17 protein-coding genes are annotated in these 18,004 nt (G+C 54.8%); 3 read left to right on the top strand and 14 right to left on the bottom strand.

Features of this window, described 5'->3' with window-relative positions:
* On the bottom strand, positions 1-1,008 hold the full coding sequence (locus GZH47_RS20995; protein WP_162642940.1) for a FecCD family ABC transporter permease: 1,008 nt from the start codon (positions 1,006-1,008) through the stop codon (positions 1-3).
* 200 nt (positions 1,009-1,208) lie between these two features.
* Here GZH47_RS20995 and GZH47_RS20990 point away from each other — a divergent pair, with 200 nt between their 5' ends.
* The gene (locus GZH47_RS20990) at positions 1,209-2,246 is read left to right on the top strand and encodes an ABC transporter substrate-binding protein (protein WP_162642939.1); all 1,038 of its coding nucleotides are present in this window, start codon (positions 1,209-1,211) and stop codon (positions 2,244-2,246) included.
* A 145-nt stretch (positions 2,247-2,391) separates the two neighbouring features.
* On the opposite strand, the gene tatC is transcribed toward GZH47_RS20990, so the two are convergent.
* The 6 genes from tatC to GZH47_RS20960 all read right to left on the bottom strand — a co-directional run bounded on the left by tatC (position 2,392) and on the right by GZH47_RS20960 (position 6,321).
* Positions 2,392-3,129, bottom strand: coding sequence for a twin-arginine translocase subunit TatC (gene tatC, locus GZH47_RS20985; RefSeq protein ID WP_162645354.1), 738 nt, complete (start codon positions 3,127-3,129; stop codon positions 2,392-2,394).
* Positions 3,130-3,305: 176 nt separating this feature from the next.
* Positions 3,306-3,536, bottom strand: a complete 231-nt coding sequence (locus GZH47_RS20980) for a twin-arginine translocase TatA/TatE family subunit (RefSeq protein ID WP_162642937.1) — start codon at positions 3,534-3,536, stop codon at positions 3,306-3,308.
* Between the two features lie 107 nt (positions 3,537-3,643).
* On the bottom strand, positions 3,644-4,675 hold the full coding sequence (locus GZH47_RS20975; protein WP_162642935.1) for a molybdopterin-binding protein: 1,032 nt from the start codon (positions 4,673-4,675) through the stop codon (positions 3,644-3,646).
* A complete protein-coding gene (locus tag GZH47_RS20970) occupies positions 4,672-5,166 on the bottom strand; it encodes a MogA/MoaB family molybdenum cofactor biosynthesis protein (protein WP_162642932.1) in 495 nt (164 codons plus the stop codon). Before GZH47_RS20970 ends, GZH47_RS20975 begins: the two co-directional genes overlap by 4 nt.
* Before the next feature lie 53 nt (positions 5,167-5,219).
* A complete protein-coding gene (gene moaC / locus GZH47_RS20965; RefSeq protein ID WP_162642930.1) occupies positions 5,220-5,696 on the bottom strand; it encodes a cyclic pyranopterin monophosphate synthase MoaC in 477 nt (158 codons plus the stop codon).
* On the bottom strand, positions 5,677-6,321 hold the full coding sequence (locus tag GZH47_RS20960) for a 5-formyltetrahydrofolate cyclo-ligase (protein ID WP_162642928.1): 645 nt from the start codon (positions 6,319-6,321) through the stop codon (positions 5,677-5,679). Before GZH47_RS20960 ends, moaC begins: the two co-directional genes overlap by 20 nt.
* A gap of 204 nt (positions 6,322-6,525) precedes the next feature.
* Here GZH47_RS20960 and GZH47_RS20955 point away from each other — a divergent pair, with 204 nt between their 5' ends.
* Positions 6,526-8,466, top strand: coding sequence for an ABC-F family ATP-binding cassette domain-containing protein (locus tag GZH47_RS20955; RefSeq protein WP_162642926.1), 1,941 nt, complete (start codon positions 6,526-6,528; stop codon positions 8,464-8,466).
* A 437-nt stretch (positions 8,467-8,903) separates the two neighbouring features.
* Here the strand turns inward: GZH47_RS20955 and GZH47_RS20950 are convergent, their stop codons facing one another.
* On the bottom strand, positions 8,904-9,329 hold the full coding sequence (locus tag GZH47_RS20950; protein WP_162642924.1) for a hypothetical protein: 426 nt from the start codon (positions 9,327-9,329) through the stop codon (positions 8,904-8,906).
* 28 nt (positions 9,330-9,357) lie between these two features.
* Positions 9,358-9,801: an Rv0361 family membrane protein gene (locus GZH47_RS20945; protein WP_162642922.1), complete on the bottom strand. Its 444-nt coding sequence runs from the start codon at positions 9,799-9,801 to the stop codon at positions 9,358-9,360.
* A gap of 868 nt (positions 9,802-10,669) precedes the next feature.
* Here GZH47_RS20945 and GZH47_RS20940 point away from each other — a divergent pair.
* The gene (locus tag GZH47_RS20940; RefSeq protein WP_162642919.1) at positions 10,670-11,545 is read left to right on the top strand and encodes an AraC family transcriptional regulator; all 876 of its coding nucleotides are present in this window, start codon (positions 10,670-10,672) and stop codon (positions 11,543-11,545) included.
* A gap of 500 nt (positions 11,546-12,045) precedes the next feature.
* Here the strand turns inward: GZH47_RS20940 and GZH47_RS20935 are convergent, their stop codons facing one another.
* The 5 genes from GZH47_RS20935 to GZH47_RS20915 form a co-directional block, all read right to left on the bottom strand.
* A complete protein-coding gene (locus tag GZH47_RS20935) occupies positions 12,046-12,501 on the bottom strand; it encodes an HIT family protein (RefSeq protein ID WP_162642917.1) in 456 nt (151 codons plus the stop codon).
* Positions 12,502-12,541: 40 nt separating this feature from the next.
* Positions 12,542-14,221 (bottom strand): 2-isopropylmalate synthase, encoded by a 1,680-nt coding sequence (locus tag GZH47_RS20930; RefSeq protein ID WP_225446151.1) that lies wholly within the window; start codon positions 14,219-14,221, stop codon positions 12,542-12,544.
* An 848-nt stretch (positions 14,222-15,069) separates the two neighbouring features.
* The gene (locus GZH47_RS20925; RefSeq protein WP_162642915.1) at positions 15,070-15,894 is read right to left on the bottom strand and encodes a protein kinase family protein; all 825 of its coding nucleotides are present in this window, start codon (positions 15,892-15,894) and stop codon (positions 15,070-15,072) included.
* 494 nt (positions 15,895-16,388) lie between these two features.
* A complete protein-coding gene (locus GZH47_RS20920) occupies positions 16,389-17,171 on the bottom strand; it encodes an MBL fold metallo-hydrolase (protein ID WP_162642913.1) in 783 nt (260 codons plus the stop codon).
* A gap of 40 nt (positions 17,172-17,211) precedes the next feature.
* Positions 17,212-17,994, bottom strand: a complete 783-nt coding sequence (locus tag GZH47_RS20915; protein WP_162642911.1) for an SDR family NAD(P)-dependent oxidoreductase — start codon at positions 17,992-17,994, stop codon at positions 17,212-17,214.
* Positions 17,995-18,004: the final 10 nt, after the last annotated feature.

The following is an 18,004-nucleotide window of genomic DNA, read 5'->3' as shown; positions in this document are numbered from 1 at the left end:
CTAGGCGCGCACTCCTTTTCTGGCGATGTAGACGAAGAAAGGCACGCCGATAATGGCCGTCATCACGCCGACCGGCACTTCCTTGGGGAACGCGATAAACCGCGAGCCGATATCCGCGCCAAGCAGCAGGATGCCGCCAAGAATGGCGCAGTACGGAATGACCCAGCGATAATCAATGCCGACCAAGTAGCGCGTAACATGCGGAATGATAATGCCGACGAACGCGATCGGACCCGCGATGGAGACGGAACCGCCTGCCAGCAGGACGATGGAGATGCCTGCAGCAAGTTTGATTATCATCGTTTTCTGCCCCAGGCCCGTCGCGACGTCCTCGCCCAATCCAAGCAAATTCATATGCCGCGCCAGCACCCAGGCTCCGATGAGCCCAACGCCCATGTAGGGAGCGGCGGAATTGAAAATCCCCATGTCCCTCCCGGCAACGGATCCGACGAACCAGTAGAGCACCTGATCGAAGGTTTGCCCGCCCGTAAGCAGAATGCCGAGCGAGATCGACGAGAAGAAGGCCGTCATGGCCGCGCCGGCGAGCGTTACTTTAAGAGGGGTCAGCCCGTCGCTCCCGATCGATCCGAGCAGGTAGACGAGCAATGCCGTGAAAGCGGCGCCGGCAAAAGCAAGCGTTGCATAGGCGGACAGGCTGCCCGCGTCGAAAAACGCCGTACCGGCGACGATGAAGAATGCCGCGCCGGCGTTAATGCCGAACAAGCTTGGCGAAGCAAGCTGATTTCGCGTGATCCCTTGCATCAGCGTGCCGGCAACGGCGAGGCTTGCGCCTGCCAAGGCGGCGATCAGCGCCCGCGGCATCCTTGTCGTCCGAATGATGAGCTGGTCCTGGGAACCGTCGAAATGCATGTAGGATTGGACGATCGTATGCCAACTGATATCCGCCACGCCAAATACGACGCTGCATACGATACCGGCCAAGAAAACGAGCAGACCGATCAATAGACCCGCGACTTTTTGCGTGCGTGTTATAAGTAAGGATTTCATGCCAACCTCTTTCCGGTCTTCCATATCGACCCTTAGGAACGAATAAATTAGAACATTCGTTATTCTAGGCGATGTGAATCGGAGTGTCAATGATTTCGATTATCATTATCATTTAGGTTGACATCTGCATGAAATTGCTGGTATAGTTGCCTCTCAAGCAGGAGTGAGAATCATTATCATATCGGAGGGAATTTTCTTAAATGGTTGCCTTAGCAAGAAAGAAGTTGTCTTGGTCCGTCTTGTCCGTTCTCATCGTCTTGTCTGTCGTCATCTCCGGATGCGGTCAGTCAAACTCCGCCGACAATGCCAACAATGGAACTACCAATACCGGCAATGCCGCCAACACCGGCAACGCGAATAAAGCAGCAGCCGATTCGGCCGATGCCGCTGAACGCAAGATTACCCATGCCATGGGAGAAACCGTCATTAAAGGAACGCCCGCGCGAATCGTCGTTCTCACCAACGAAGGCACGGAAGCCTTGCTCGCGCTTGGCGTGAAGCCCGTAGGCGCCGTTAAATCGTGGACAGGCGATCCTTGGTACGCCCATATCGCGAAAGACATGGACGGCGTGACCGTCGTCGGCGAAGAAAGCCAGCCGAACCTCGAGCTGATCGCCAGCCTGAAGCCGGATCTGATTATCGGCAACAAGCTGCGCCAAGAGAAAGTATACGAGCAATTGAAGGCGATCGCGCCGACGATCTTCTCCGAAACGCTCCGCGGCGCATGGCAGTCGAACTTCACGCTCTATGCGGACGCAATCGGCAAAAAAGCCGAAGGCGAGAAAATCATCGCCGATTACGATGCGCGCACGGCGGATTTCAAAGCGAAGGCCGGAGACAAGCTGAATCAAAAAGTATCCGTCGTTCGTTTCATGGCAGGCAAAACGCGTATTTACTTGTCGGATACGTTCACGGGAATCGCCTTCTCCAAACTTGGCATCACGCGTCCGGATAGCCAGAACGGCTACAAGGATACGTTCGTAGAGGAAATCACGAAAGAACGTCTGCCGGAAGTCGATGCGGACAGGCTCTTCTACTTCACCTACGAAACGGGCGATGGCAAAGGGACGCAGATGGAAGAAGAGATGCTCAAGGATCCGCTTTGGAAGAGCCTTAACGTCGTCAAGAACAATAAGGCGATCAAAGTAGACGACGCGATATGGAACACGGCCGGCGGCGTAATCGCAGCCAACCTGATGCTAGACGAGCTGTACAAAATTTACGATATTAAAGCTTAATCGCATACAACAGCACTACGCCAGCGCGCGCCGATTCTCAATCGGCGCGCTGTTTTTTGCATCCGCGTTGCCTACAAAAAAATCCCTTCCAAGCCTGTCATGCTTGAAGGGGATTTATCTGGTTAAACCTCTTATCGTCGCTTGCTTACCTTCCGAACTCTTCTTCCCAAGCCTCGTCGGCCTGCAGCTGCTTCTTGTAGACCACGCTCGACAACAGTACGCTGATCTCATACAACAGGATGAGCGGCGCAGCCACCAGGGAATCCGAGATGAAATCCGGAGGCGTCACGACTACGCCGATGACAATAAGAACGAAATACGCCAGCTTCCGCATTTTCTTCAGCCGCTTCGGATTGAGAATCCGCAGCTTCGTCAGGAACATGATGACGATCGGCAGTTCGAAGAGCAGCGATATCGGAATCAGAATGTTAAACATGAACGAGAAGTATTGAATGACCCCATACGTTTCTTCCAGGTTCAAATGCTTCGCGACATCCGTCGTGAAATTGAACGCCATCGGGAACACCACATAGTAGGAGAAGGCGAGCCCGATCAGAAACATGAGGAGCACGAACGGAACGAATTTCAGCGTCGCCTTCTGCTCCTTCACGCCGAGCGCCGGCTTAACGAATGCCCACAGCTGGTAAGCCGCCGTCGGCAATGCGACGATGAGCGCGATCACAAGCGCGAACTTCATATACAGGCCGATGCCGTCCCACAGGGAGAAGGCGTTCAGCTTCATGCCTTTCACCGGTTCCTGGTTTACGATGTAGTTGTATACCGGATCCGCGAGAAACAGACCGATGATCATCCCGATGACCAGGAAGACGAGGGTAATGATTATTCTGCGCCGCAGCTCGCCGATATGGTCGAAGATCGACATCGGATTATCGCCGCGGGCCGATTCCTTGGCGTTGGCATTCTCTGTTGAAACAGCCACCGTAATAAGTCACCACTTTCCTGCGAATGAACGACTTGCGCCGTCCTTGAAGGCGTCAGGTGCGAACACGCGAATCAATTTCGGAATTTCTCCATTTTCATAAAAAAAGCGGGCCCCACTTACTCTGGGAGCCGCTTATTGTCGCCCTGATCTTCCGAACGGTTCACTTCCGTCCGTTTCGTTTCCCTGCGATCCTGTGGTTCGTCATCCATGATGTCTTTAGCTCCGGCCTTGAATTCCTTCAACGTGCGGCCGAAAGCGCGGCCTAGTTCCGGAAGCTTATTCGGTCCGAACAGCAGCAACGCGACAAGCGCGATCAGTAAAAAGCCCGTAACACCTATTCCACCCATCGTTCCATCCTCCTTCTTCTTGTGCTGGCATAAGAGAATCCGCTTCAAAAGCAGAAATTATTCGAGTTTCCTGCACATCCGGCAGCGCTCAGCGCTCATCCATAAGACTATCGCACATGCAGACCGCCGTATCCCATGGATACGATATCCGATCTCACGATCGTCTCGCCGGCAAGAATGCGCGGCAGAAGCACGTTGAACGACGTATAGGGATCATGCATGACGCAGCCCGGAAGTCCCATAATCGGCGTTCCGTCCAGATAGCCCATTAGCAGCATGGAGCCCGGAAGCATCGGCGTTCCGTAGCTGACGATTTGCGCGCCAGCATCGGCAATCGCCGCAGGCGTACGATCGTCGGGATCGACGGACATTCCGCCAGTTACGATTATCATATCATAGGACTGCTGCTGCAAATAGTGTATTTCCTTGACAATTGTTTGACGATCGTCCGGGGAAAATCGCTGCTCCGCCACTTCCGAGCCAAGCGCTTCCACGATGCGCCGCACGGCCGGACCGAATTTATCCTCGATCCGACCGGAGAATACTTCGCCGCCGGTCGTCAACAGTCCAATCCGGAACTTCCGCAGCGGCTTCAGCCCCAGCGGCCCTCGCCCTGCATGCCGCGAGCGATATTCATGGACAAGCTTAAGGGCCGCTTCGATCTTCGCTTCCGGCACGACTAGCGGAATGACGCGCGTTGCGGCAAGCTGGCCGCCGGGCATGACGACGGCATCCGTCCGCAGCGTCGCCAAGGCGATTTCGCCCAGCTCGTTAATGGCATGAACGACGGAAGGCTCGATGACGGCCAGCGCCGGAACATCCAGCCCCGACTTAACCGCAACCTTGCCCTCGTGAGGTTCCGTCAGCAGCAACCCGTCGTCCTGCAGCGCAAGCGCCAGCCGCCCCGCCGCGTCGTCTTCGTGAAGCTCGCCTTCGCCAAGCTCCAGAATATAGATATGCTCCTTGCCGATATCAAGGAGCTTCGGAATATCCGATTCCACGATCACATGGCCTTTCTTGAAGAGACGGCCTTTGAACTGCCCCGGAATGATTTGGGTCAAATCATGCGCCAGCACGAGGCCGACCGCTTCCCGCACAGGCACTTCGTTCAGCAGCGTGCCCTGCTTGCGCCCGCTCATTCCGCATGATCTCCCGTGCGTCCCGACAAAATACTAAGCGCATGCGGCAGCTGATCCATAATCGCCATCAAGTTCTCGTGCACGCCTTTCGGGCTGCCCGGCAGATTAATGATGAGCGAACGCCCGCGAATGCCGCATATTCCGCGGGAGAGCATCGCCCGTCGCGTCCGCTGCATGGCGCCGATACGCATCGCTTCCGCAAGACCGGGAACGAGACGATCGATCACCTTAAGCGTCGCTTCCGGCGTCAGATCCCTGGGGGCCAGTCCGGTTCCGCCAGTCGTAATGACGAGATCCGCTTGGTAATAGTCCGTCATTTCGATTAATGCCGCCATAATTTCATCCTGCTCGTCAGGCACGATCCGGTAGTCGACGATTTCGCCGCTGAGCTCTTCCTCGACCAGCTCGCGAATCACCTGCGCGCTCGTATCCTCACGTTCGCCGCGCGAGCCTTTGTCGCTGGCCGTAAGCAACGCTACTTTCCATTGCATTCGCTTCTCCCCCAATCGCTATTCATTCGTCTCATGCAGATACAGCATGAACGTTAAACGCCGTTAACGGTATAATCGCCGTTCTTGCCCCCGCTCTTGGAGGCCAGGTACGTCGGTCCGATAATCATGTCCTTCTGGAGTGCCTTGCACATATCGTATACGGTCAATGCCGCAGCGGATACGGCCGTCAAGGCTTCCATTTCCACGCCTGTTTTACCGGTCGTCTTCACTGTTCCTTCTATATAAAGTTCATTCTTTCCATTATCGCCGAAAACGAGATTCACGCCGGTAAGCGGAAGCGGATGGCACATCGGAATCCAGTTCGACGTATTCTTCGCCGCCATGATCCCGGCCACTTGAGCAACGGCCAGCACGTCGCCTTTGCCGATCTTTCCGGCCTTGATGCGCTGCAGCGTCTCTTCCGCCATCGTCACGCTTGTCCGCGCAACGGCAATTCGCGCCGTCACTTCCTTGTCCGACACGTCCACCATGCGTGCCCGGCCCTGATCGTTAAAATGGGTCAGATCCATCCGTTGCCACTCCCCAATATCCAAGTTCGGTAATGCCGCCGTCGACATAGACATCGTGGCCGTCCATTGGCACCGCATCCGCCTGCTGAGCCTCGTAGCCGAGGGCGATCCAGGCCGGCATTGCGGATCCGGCCAGCCTTGCGGATGCTGCAAGCCGTTCGTGAAACCGATCATAATACCCGCCGCCATAGCCGAGCCTGCCGCCTCCCCGATCGAAGGCCAATCCCGGCACGAACACGACGTCCGGAATAAAGGCGGCTTTGCAGCGCTTGGCCGTGACCGGATCCGGTTCCCGGATGCCGTACGCGCCGGGGGACAGCTCGTCCCACGCCTCAATCGCGTACAGTTCCATGGAACGGTCGCTGCGGATGCAGCGCGGGATGATGACCGACACCCCCGTGCGCCAGCACCATTCGATCAGCAGCGTCGTGTCCAGCTCCGACCGGAATGGCACGTAAACCATGACGCTGCGTATCGTCTCCCCTTGCCCGATCCGCCGCCGAAGCCATTCCACGGCCAGCTGGCAAACCGTATCCGACCAAGCCATGCGGTTCGCCTCAGGCAAAGCGTCGCGCTTCAGCGCCGCCGCCTTGCGAGCCGCTTGCTTCTCACCTGATCGATTCATCCCATTCCCCGCTTTGCTTCTTTGTTTACCGTCCCTGCTGTATCAGCCCATAGTTGTTATTTAGTTTACCACTGTTGCCCATATTTCGCCAACAAGCGCAAAATCGGAAAGCGCGGATTCGGGACGGAACATGGTCGCGCGCCGAACGGATTTCATGTAAACTGGTACAAAGGCATTTTTCTCAAAGTTGGAGGTTTCGAGTACATGCTTCTTCAAGTTTCCGATGTATCCAAAAGCTATGGCGTCAGCAGCGTGCTTTCGTCCGTCACCTTCCAGGTGCTGCCCCGCGAACGGGTCGGTCTGGTCGGCGTGAACGGCGCCGGCAAGTCGACGCTGCTCCGGATTATCGCAGGCGAGCTATCCGCGGATTCCGGCACCGTATATAAATCGAAAGAAACGACGATTGGCTACCTCGCGCAATCCAGCGGACTCCAGTCAGACAAGACGATCGAGGCGGAGATGAGGGCGGTGTTCGCCCATCTGACCGACGCGGAGCGCGAGCTCCGTTCGCTGGAGCAGCAGATCGCGGATCCGGCGCTGCACGGCGACGAGAAACAATACGAAGCCGTGCTGGGACGGTACGCCAAGCTGTCCGAATGGTTTAGAGCCGAAGGCGGCTTCGAGATGGACACCCGGATCCGGAGCGTCATCCACGGGATGGGCTTCGCGCAGTTTCCGCCGGAGACGATCATCTCCACGCTGAGCGGCGGACAGAAGACGCGCCTCGCGCTGGCTAGAATCCTGCTGCAAGCGCCAGACCTGCTTATGCTCGACGAGCCGACGAACTATCTCGACATCGAAACGCTGACTTGGCTGGAGGATTATCTCCGCGGCTACGAGGGCGGAATCCTCGTCGTCTCCCATGACCGTTACTTCCTGGATGCGGTCGTGAACACCATCGTTGAAATCGAGCGTCACAGCGCCAAACGTTATACGGGCAACTACAGCCGTTTCATTGAAATCAAAGCGGCCGAATATGAAGCACAGATGAAGCAGTTCGACAAGCAGCAGGAAGAAATCGCGAAGCTGGAAGATTTCGTGCAGCGCAATATCGTCCGCGCATCCACCACCAAACGCGCGCAGAGCCGCCGCAAGACGCTCGAGAAGATGGACCGTCTCGACAAACCGCTCGGCGATCTGAAGAAAGCGCATTTCTCGTTCGAAATCGAGCGCCAAAGCGGCAATGACGTGCTCGACGTCCGCGATTTATCGATTAAGTTTCCCGAGAAGAAAGCGCCGCTCTTCCGCGACGTGACGTTCCGATTAGAGCGCGGAGAGAATGTGGCGCTCATCGGGCCGAACGGGATCGGCAAATCGACGCTGCTTAAAGCGCTAGTGGGTCAGCAAACCTACGAAGAGGGCACGATCCGCTGGGGCACCAATGTGAAGATCGGCTACTACGATCAGGAACATACGGGACTGAACCATGCCAACACGGTGCTCGAAGAGCTGTGGAGCACGTATCCGCATATCGAAGAAGCAAGAATTCGGACGGTGCTCGGCAACTTCCTGTTCAGCGGCGACGACGTCAAGAAGCGGATCAGTACGCTGAGCGGCGGCGAACGCGCGCGCGTTTCGCTGTCGAAGCTGATGCTGGCGCATGCGAACATGCTCATTTTGGACGAACCGACGAACCATTTGGATCTCTACAGCAAGGAAGTTCTTGAGGGCGCGCTGATGGATTATGACGGAACGCTGCTGTTCATCTCCCATGACCGTTATTTCTTGAACAAAATGGCGGAGCGCATTGTCGAACTGAACCCGTTGGGGACGGAGCATTTCCTGGGAAATTATGACGAAATGATCCAGAAAAAGCGTGAAATCGAAGAGCTTCGGCTCGAAACGTTGTCAGCTCAGCAAGGAAAACAGAGCAAATCCTCGCCGGTTGCGGAAGCGGTGCCCGCATCCGCGTATGAAGCCGACAAACAAGCGAAGCGTGACGAACGAAACCGCCAGCGCAAACAGGAACAGCTGGAAAACGACATCGCGCGGCTGGAAGGCGAAATTTTGACGATGGAACAGCAATTGACCGATCCCGAGATTTACAACGATTATGTACGGGTCGGCACGATCCAGAGCGATATCGATACGCGCAAGGCACAGCTTCAAGAAGTCTACGAAGCTTGGGAAGAGCTGCTCGCCTAACGGCAGGCAGCGGGCGATCGTTTCGTAACCGACAAGATTTTCAACATGCTTCACTTCATTAATAGACAGCGTTAAGTATTCCGGATGGCATGGAGCCGTCCGGATTTTTTTGCACAGCCTCAACGGGCTTTGGCAAATAAGGTTCTTTCGGTACCTTGCCTGTGACTCCAATGGCTTAGCGAAGGATCTAATTTTCAGCGGACAAAAAGCCGCGTCCTCAATCAGGCCCGCGACAAGTTTACTTTTAGAGGATCCAGGGATCAACATCGGCGAGGATGTCGAACAATTTCGAACGCTCTTGCCGGAACACTTCGGATTTTCCCAACGTATTTATCCCCTCGACCGATTTCAAAATTTAAGGCGTGTACCAAAACTGTGCCCCCTATACGGTAGTAGGGACTTTGCAAAAAAAAAGACCCCGGGGGGGTCTTCTCTAATTAATTGTATACATTACCTGAACCGGACGCGGAGCAACTATCAACCTTATTAGTAATTCTAATCTGCATTTGTTTATTGGTATCAACACCATACCATTGATAAGAATAAGTTTGAGTTATATAGTCGTAAGGGATATTATGAGCTGCTCCGTATATAGTGTCACCAAAATCCCCTTTTTTCACAAGTGCGTACTCAATAATAGTATTTGCATTGCAAGCCCCATCCTGTTTTCCTAAAATACTAGGATTGGGATTTGTATTAGTAAATAACTCACCATAAAGATTATTATTCTGAAATTGAATTGTCCAACTATAATAATCTACACTTACTCCAGCGAATACGGATTGAGCAAAGAATAATGCGAGCATCATAGTTATTGGTGTGATTAAGAGTGCTTTTTTTAGTCGCTTTTTCATTGTTTTCACCGTTGACCTTTCATCAGTATTAGTTTAATTATTGAGCCGGAATCGATTGACCGATAACGATTTTCCAACTGCCATCTTCAGTAAGCGTCACAGGAAAGTCTAGAGTGATATTACCGTTATCATTTGTATAAACATCCAATGTCGCTGTAAAAGTCTTTTCGTCGATTTTGACGATTTTGTCAATGTTTTTGAGAAGAGATGTGTTTGATGCCATTAGCTCTCGATAGTCTGATTTGCGTGAACCTTCTTGCTCAGGCCCATATCTTGTGTCAATAGAGTACTTTACCGCATCCTCCGCATTCTTCGTCTCCAATGCGGCGAAATAATTTTTCACCGTTTGTTCAGCATCTTTTTCATCCAATTGCGATGCATTCGTTGAACTCGTGTGCACAAGGTATCCGGCTCCTCCACCAAGTACGATTACTGCAGCCAATGCGCCAGCCATTAAAAACTTTGTCTTGCGAGTTTTCATTCTGAACTTTCCCTTCTTCTGTAAATTTTTTAATAAATTACCTTTTAAGTAATAATTTATTATGTCATAATTTGTTAATTACCACATAGTCTATTAGTCCTACTTTAGTCAAAATTTAGATTTCAATAGGTACTTAATACTTCTGCTAACTATTACTTAGACGATTCCATTTACACATTTGTTCTAGTTAAATTACGCCTACAAGATTCCGCAACCCCCCGATGATACATGCTGTCTAATACCAAGCGCATTCTCCGGCGTCAGTTCAATCTATTGATGTCCGATAATATCGTTTGTTTGCAAAATAACCCTTCCGCATCGTTCGCATCGCGGGCCGAGCTTCAGAATCAGCCTTCCGGACAGGTATATCTATCGCCGTCGTATTTTTCGACCGTATTCAGGACGCTGACCGGTTATACCATGAAGGACTCATTACTTCGCTGTCGACTATATCAGAGACTATATCAGACGGCATTAGAACTTATGCATATGGGGAAGCCTATACTGGCCATCGTCTTCGAGAACGGATTTGCGATGGCACGCATAGCATCGGCAGCCTGTACAAGCCGCTCCGACAAGTTTCGTAAGATCGTTCATTCCATTAATAGACGGCGTTAAGTATGATGCCGTTAAGAATTCCGGGCAGCAGGATGCTGTCCGGTTTTTGCTGTCGGCGGAGTCCTTGCTGGCAGGGAAGGACTCTTGGCATGTGGCGCGAATTACTATACATCTCCGTCCCCTCTCAGTCCCCAATTATCGGCTACTTATCCGGGGCTCAGGCAGCGAACAACCCTGCCAAATCGGAGCAGGATGAGTCGGATGCCTGCTTACGTTTCCTGCTACGCTATTCGTGAAGGGAGGTCATCGGATGAACGCGCTCGAACATTTGAACGGCGCCTTAGACTACATCGAACAGCATCTGGAACAGGAATTGGATGATCGTGAAATCGCCAAACACGCCTACTGCTCCGTGTTTCATTTCAAGCGGATGTTCTCGTTCCTCGCAGGCATTACGCTGCAGGAATACATTCGTCGCAGACGTCTCACGCGTGCAGCGCTGGAACTGCAGAACAGCACTGTCAAAGTGATTGACATCGCTATGAAATACGGCTATTACTCGCCGGATGCATTTACGCGCGCTTTTCTAAGCTTGCATGGCATTACGCCAACTGAAGCGAGAACCGCCAAACGTTCGCTCACCGCTTATCCTCCGATGTCCTTTCGATTAACGATTGGAGGCAGTGAACCGATGAAAATTCGAATCGAACACAAGGAAGCCTTTCAAGTGATCGGGGTAAGCAACCGGGTAACGCCGATCGAGTCCGGCGAACATCCCGGCGTGGAACAAGTATGGCAAGCGCTCGATCATGATACGTATGCTGAGCTGAAGTCGCTTAACGACGCAGCGCCTTACGGCACCCTGCATGTGAACGTCGGGGAAGGCGTGCGCGCGAAGGACGATTACGACTATTACCTCGCTGTCGCTTCCAATCAGCCCTGCCCGGTTCGTTTCGTGCCATTCACCATACCGGCCACGACATGGGCCGTCTTCGAAATGACGGTTCCTTGGGAGAAAGAAAAATGGCATCGCATCTACGGCGAATGGTTTCCTTCCTCGGGGTATGAACAAATTGCCGGACCGACGTTTCAAGTCGGGCCCGACATCACGATCGGATTGGACAGACAGGTCGATTCCGGTGAACATGACATCGAATTATGGCTGCCTGTCGCCAAAGTCCGGTAACGGCGGCCGCCGCCGAAGACCGGCATTGTATCCTGCCTTCGTCGTAAACACCCGTTCCCGGCAATCTATCCCCCTTGTCCACAGATATATCCACAGCAGTGGATGAATTGTGCGGCAATTCTGGCACCTGTCATGTCGAAAAACATGAATAAATTTACCGTTTCTTTAACAAGCCTCTTCGCACCTCGAGGATGACTGCTAATTTATTCCCATTATCCACATTATCCACAGACGGGCTGTGAAAAACTTATTCGACTTTTATGCACATTTCGCAGGCCCGTATTTCGCGGGTTTCACGTAGTTATGCACAATTTCCCAACAAGTTGTGGACGATGCTGTGGACAAACTAAAAAGCAGGGGGATCTCCTCCTGCTCTCTTGCTCGCCTTTCTTTGCTCACCTGCCAGATATGCTTTGATACACGCCATCAGCGCTCACCTTTAGAAAGCTTGCGCTCTTTCCCGCTTATTCCCCGCTGGTTCTGGTAAATGCTCTTCCCGATCAACTCCGCCGGCCTAGGGCATCACGGATTCTTCCCCGAATCCCTTCAAGCTCGCCGAAGCCTCCCCGCGGAGCCTCCGTCCACTGCAAAATATGCGTCGGATGCCAATACTTGACCGGCGTTCCCGGATAACGGGGGACAAGATGCATGTGAAAATGCGGTACGCCGTCGCCTTGAACGAAGCTGTACACATGCTCGGCTTGAAGACCTTCCCGGAGCGCGGCGCTAATCCGGTTCATTGCCATGCCGACCGCTCCCGCTTCCCTCTCGCTTAAATCGCCCAGTCCCGGGACATGCCGTTTGGACTCCAGCATCACATAGCCCATGTATGCACGATGCTCGCCCGCCCCGGCCGCCATCAGAGAAGCGATGACGGATTCATCTTCATAGACCACGCCTGCCGCCGCTTCGGCACTTGCATGCTTCCGGCAAATAAAGCAAACTTCCAAGCGCATTGGCGCACCTCCTCCCGCCGTTTTGTTCGACTCGCGAATCTTAACCGGACTTCGCCGATTTGACCGCTTCCGTTCCGCTATTCATGCCCACGCTCATGATCAGCTGGTTGCATGCCGCCACATAAGCCTGCGCAGAAGCCAAAATAATATCGTTATGCACAGCCGTGCCGCTATAGCGCAATTGGTTATGCACAACGCTGACGGCTGCCTCGCCGCGCGCATCTTCCCCCGTGGACAAGGAGTGCAGCTCCAGATCATCGAAAGTCGCGCCGATCGGGATCGCCTGCTGCAAGCAGTGGATGACGGCTTCGAGCGGCCCCGTTCCCGTTCCGGTGAAGGTGCTTTCTTCCTGCGAATCCCGTTCGCGGACGGTGACCGACGCAATGCGGGAACGCTGCGTGCCGGCCAGCACTTGCAGATCGACGAGCACGTACGGATCATGCTGCTGTTCCGTCGTTTCGCTGGCGAGGCGCACCAGCACGTCGTCCGGTACGATTTTCAGCGCGTCGGCCTTCTCCTTGAAACGGTCGTATACATCCTGCATCTGCTCCTCGTTCAACTCGATGCCGAATTCCGCCAGTCGATGCTTGATGGCGTGACGGCCGGAATGCTTGCCGAGCACGATCATGTTGCGCGGAATGCCCATCGCCTCGGGATCCATGATCTCGTAGGTGTTGCGGTTCTTGAGCAAGCCGTCCTGATGAATGCCGGACTCGTGCTGGAACGCATTTCGTCCGACGATCGGTTTATTGTACGCAATCGGAAAATTCATCGCCCGGCTCACCATGCGAGACGTCTCGTATATTTCGCTCATAACGATGCCGGTTTGGGCGCCGACGGCAGATTTGCGGGTTTCGATCGCCATGACGAGCTCCTCCAGCGAGCAATTGCCGGCGCGTTCGCCGATGCCGTTGACCGTCACTTCGATCTGGGTAGCGCCTGCCGAGATCGCAGCCAGGCTGTTCGCGACCGCAAGGCCAAGATCGTTATGGCAATGCGCGCTGAACTGAACGCGATCGGCGCCGCGCGCGCCTGTTCTAACGGCACGGAACATGGCCCCGTATTCTTCCGGAAGCGCGAAGCCGAGCGTATCCGGCAAATTGATGACCGTGGCGCCTTCCGCGATGACGGCTTCCACCATCTCGATGACGAACTCCCGGCTCGTACGGCTGGCATCCATCGCGGAGAATTCAATTTCATCGACGAATTGCTTGCCGTAAGCGACCATTTCGCGCGCGATATTCACGACCTGCTCGCGGGACTTCTTCAGCTGGAAGTCCAGATGAATGTCCGACGAGGAGATGAACAGATGCAGGCGTCTGCGCGTAGCATCCATCGTCGCCTTGACCGCCGCGTCGATATCGCCTCGGACCGCGCGGGCGAAGCCGGCGATCTCCACGCCTTGCAGCTCGCGGGAAATTTGCTGGACGGCCGCGAATTCGCCTGGGCTGGAGACCGCGAAGCCCGGCTCAATGACGTCGATGCCCAGCTTCGCAAGCTGGCGGGCGAGGACGATTTTCTGCTCGGGGCGCAGCGTCGCGCCGGGCGACTGCTCGCCGTCGCGCAGCGTCGTATCGAAGATGCGGATGATTTTATTGGCGGCCGTCACTTGGATATTCGAGTTCGTGCTCGGACTCGCAATCGTATTCGGATTCATATTCGGATTCATATTGGTATTCGCATCGGTATTCGTATTGTTATTCGCGTTAAATGGTGTCATGGCGGACTCCTCCTGAATTTAGGTTTTGGCTTGCACGGGCCGGGTGAGGCTGGACAACAGAAAAAACCCATCGTCTCTTCTGATTCAAGAGACGACAGGCTTCTTAAGGCTTGCCGCGGTACCACTCTCGTTGCCCGGACGCTGCCGTCCGGACCCGCTTAAGCAGCTCGCGCCCGCAATTATGCCGGCAATCGCTGCACCTGATGACGGGGGTTAACCGTAACGACGTACGCTTGGCGACAACCATCCATTAGGACGGTGTCGCCGCATTCCCCCGTTCCGCTCCCAGGCGAGTTCGGATATCCTTCGTCTGCGTCGCACCTTCCCGCAGCTCTCTGCTTCCCGGACATTCTCCTACTGCTCCTGTTCAACGCGTTGTCTCGCTATATGTGTACGTGAGATCGCTGAATATGGATTTGCTGTGATCCACAAAAACCAAAAAAGCCTGCCGTCTCTTATATTCAAGAGACGACAGACTGTAAAGTCCGGCGCGGTACCACCCTTGTTGACGATCCCCCGCGAAGGGCAACCGTCCACCTTAAGCATCACCGTCGACTCTAGAAATCGAAGGTTATGCACCCGATCACGGCGGTTAACCGTAACGACGTACGCGAGCTTCCTTTCAGCCTTGGCCTTCGGCCGATTCTGAAAACCCGTTCCGTCATTCCGCTCCCAGGCGAGGTTCAAGCTGCCTTCGACTGCGTTGCACCAACCCGCAGCTCTCTGTTCCCGGCGTTTCGCTTTACTGCTCCTGTTCGACGCGTTTCATTGTTTGATTGTTGTGTTGATGCTCATTATATGCTCGGCGTAATCGTCTGTCAATTCAGAATAACAGAAAGTTCAATTTATTATATGGCTGCAAGCCATGCGGCATGGAATTCGCTTATGCTGCCATAGCGCTTCTCCCGGTCCGGGGAGGCCGCTTTCAACGCGACTTGATATAGACGCTCGGATGCGCGCCATCGTCCAGGATCGCGGCTTCCGTCTTCGGCGAGGAAAACGAACGCGGCCGCCCCCATCGTGTACACATTCGTCACATGGTCGATCCGGCTGCCTCTGACGAATTCCTCGGGCGCCATGAAGCGGCTTGATCCGAACAAGCGATCCATCTCCAGCACGAATGCACCCTTCACATAATAATCAAAATCGCACAGATGCAGCTCACTCCGCTCGAAATCGTAAATCATGCAGCCGTCGTACCAATCGACCGCGACATAGCCCCGGCGCTCTAAGTAGACATGCAAGTCGTACATCGCGGAGAGGACAGCGGTGATGACGGCCGCAGGTAGCTGCCTGAAACGATAATGCGGCGAGTCCGGGTGATTGCGTCCTGCCGCGCCGGGGAATTCCGGCGTACCCAGCACTTCGCCGCTTACCCACTCGTAAACGAGAGCCAGCCCTTCGGCAGGCTTGAAGACATTAAGCAGCTTGGGGATGAGGGGATGCTGCACGTCACCGTGAAAGGCAGCGGCATTGCGCAGGAAGACGATCGCCTCCGGTCGTTCCGAATACTTGACGAACCACTTGCGTCCCGCGGCATGTACGCCGTAAGAAATGCAGCCGGAATCCTGTTGGTCGAACACCTTGAAGACGTTCCCTAATCGAGACAAGTAGGCAACGATACTCTCTTCCACATGCTGAACCGTTGCGAGCGGACAGTCGTTTGGATGCATGCGCTTTGGTCTCCTTTGTAGCTTGGAATGGTCACTCTCATGCCGGCCGGCATCCTTAACTTTATCCAAAAAATGACTGCTCGCCTAGACTTATAATTCCCGGGTTGGTATACTACTATTATGAGGAGCCTGGTAGAGGCATCTCTGTTTGTTAACACCCATCTTACCCTTCTTACCCTTCTCAGAAGAGCGAAAGCACTAGCGAGTGCCTTGGAATAGCCAGAAACCCGACGATCGTTATCGTCGGGTTTCTTTGTGCTGCCTTCCCTTTCTTATGGCCTCCGCCGCGCGCAAACACTTGTCTTTGCTTGCTCAACTCGCGTTCAATTTCCGTTATCACATCGCGCGTTTCTGCATGATCCGCCTCGAAACTCACACAGCGCAAACTCGCTCAACGCCGCGCCGCCTAGCGCAAGAAAACGGGACGAAGCAGCGTTCTGCTTCGTCCCGTTTTGAATGCGAAATGGACTACGATTATTTTGTGGCAGACCGCATTAGCCGCGAACGATCCCCTGCACGCGTCCCTGCTCCGGAATCGCAATCTCAACCGAAGCCGCTCCCGCTTCCTGCATCGCCGCAACGAACGAAGCCGGATCGGCCGTGTTCTCGGCGAACATGCCGAAATGCATCGGAATCGCCAGCCGTGCGCCGGAACGAATCGTTAGCGACGCGGCTTCGTCCGCATTCATGTTGCCCCAGCGACCGTTGATCGGAACCGCGATGCAGTCCGCCTCCATATCGCCGGCGGCATGCAGCAGCTCTTCCGTCAGCTCCGAATCCCCGACATGATAAATCCGGCAGCCTTCGTAGTCGAGCACGAAACCGACCGCGTCGAATTCCCCGTCGCCGGAGCTGTGCTCCGCGTATACCGCGCGGATGCGCACGCCGTTAAACGAGTATTTCCCGCCGCGGTCGAGGCGCGTAAAAGCGTTTTCCGGCAAGCCCAGCTTGCGGTAATGCTTCTCCACCGAACCCGGACCCGCCACTTTCATGCCGGCTGACGTCACGGCCTGGATAACCGACGGTTCGTCGAAATGATCCAGATGGTCATGCGTGAGAAGCAGCAAGCCGCCCGTCAGTTCTTCAGGCAGAAGCGGCGCCGGGCTCAGCCGGGTCAGTCCGTCCTGCTTCTCGACCGTGTCGGACAAATACGGATCGATGACGATCGCGGGCCCGCCGCCGAAGCGCCAGGCGAAGCCGCCTTGGCCGAGCCAAGTCCACGCCGCTCCCTGCTCCGCCTGCGTAACCGTTTCCAATTGCTTCAAACAGTTGTCCATCCTGTGCGTCCTCCTCGGCAATCGAACGATTGAACGATCGTTACTCCCTCTGTCCCCAAGCCAAGTGGCTCGTCTCGCCGCCGTCCACCGCCAGCGTGGTGCCGGTAATGAACGCTGCCTTGTCGCTGGCCAGGAATGCGACGGCTTCCCCGATTTCCACGGGCTCCGCGATGCGCCCGACCGGAATATTCCGGATCATGCCGCGGTACGCCTTCTCCCGTCCCTTCTCGTCGAGGGAGGTCAAGTACTTGTCTATATTGCTGTTGCGCGTCATCCCCGGCAGCACCGTGTTCACCCGGATCCCATTGGAAGCGTACTCGAGCGCGATGCTTCGCGACATGGAGACGACGCCTCCCTTGACCGCCGCGTATGCGGCGAAATGCGGCACCGTCTGCAGCGCATGGACGGAAGCGATGTTGACGATCGCTCCCTTTCCCTGCTTCTTCATGATCGGAAGGACTTTCTGCATCGTCAGGAAATGGCCGCGAAGATCGGTCGTCATGACCCGGTCCCAGTCGTCCGCGGTGATTTGCTCGACCGCCCGATAGAAATGCGTCCCTACATTGTTGACTAATATATCGACGGTACCCCACTTCGCCGCCGTTTGCTCGACCGCGCGGATAATATCCGACTCCTTGGAAACGTCCGTCTGGATAAATTGAATACGGTCGCGATCGTCCGTCATTTCCAGAACGGCCCGTTTCCCTTCCTCTTCGTTCCAGTCCAGAACCGAGACGCTGCAGCCTTCTCTCAGCAGCACTTCCGCGATGCCTCTGCCGATTCCGCTTGCCGCTCCGGTCACTATCGCCACTCTACCCTGCATGTGTGCATTC

The sequence above is a fragment of the Paenibacillus rhizovicinus genome, assembly GCF_010365285.1.
In the GTDB taxonomy this organism is placed as follows: domain Bacteria; phylum Bacillota; class Bacilli; order Paenibacillales; family Paenibacillaceae; genus Paenibacillus_Z; species Paenibacillus_Z rhizovicinus.
The sequence above is the reverse complement of the archived record's forward strand: the minus strand, read 5'-3'. Positions and strand labels throughout refer to the sequence as shown.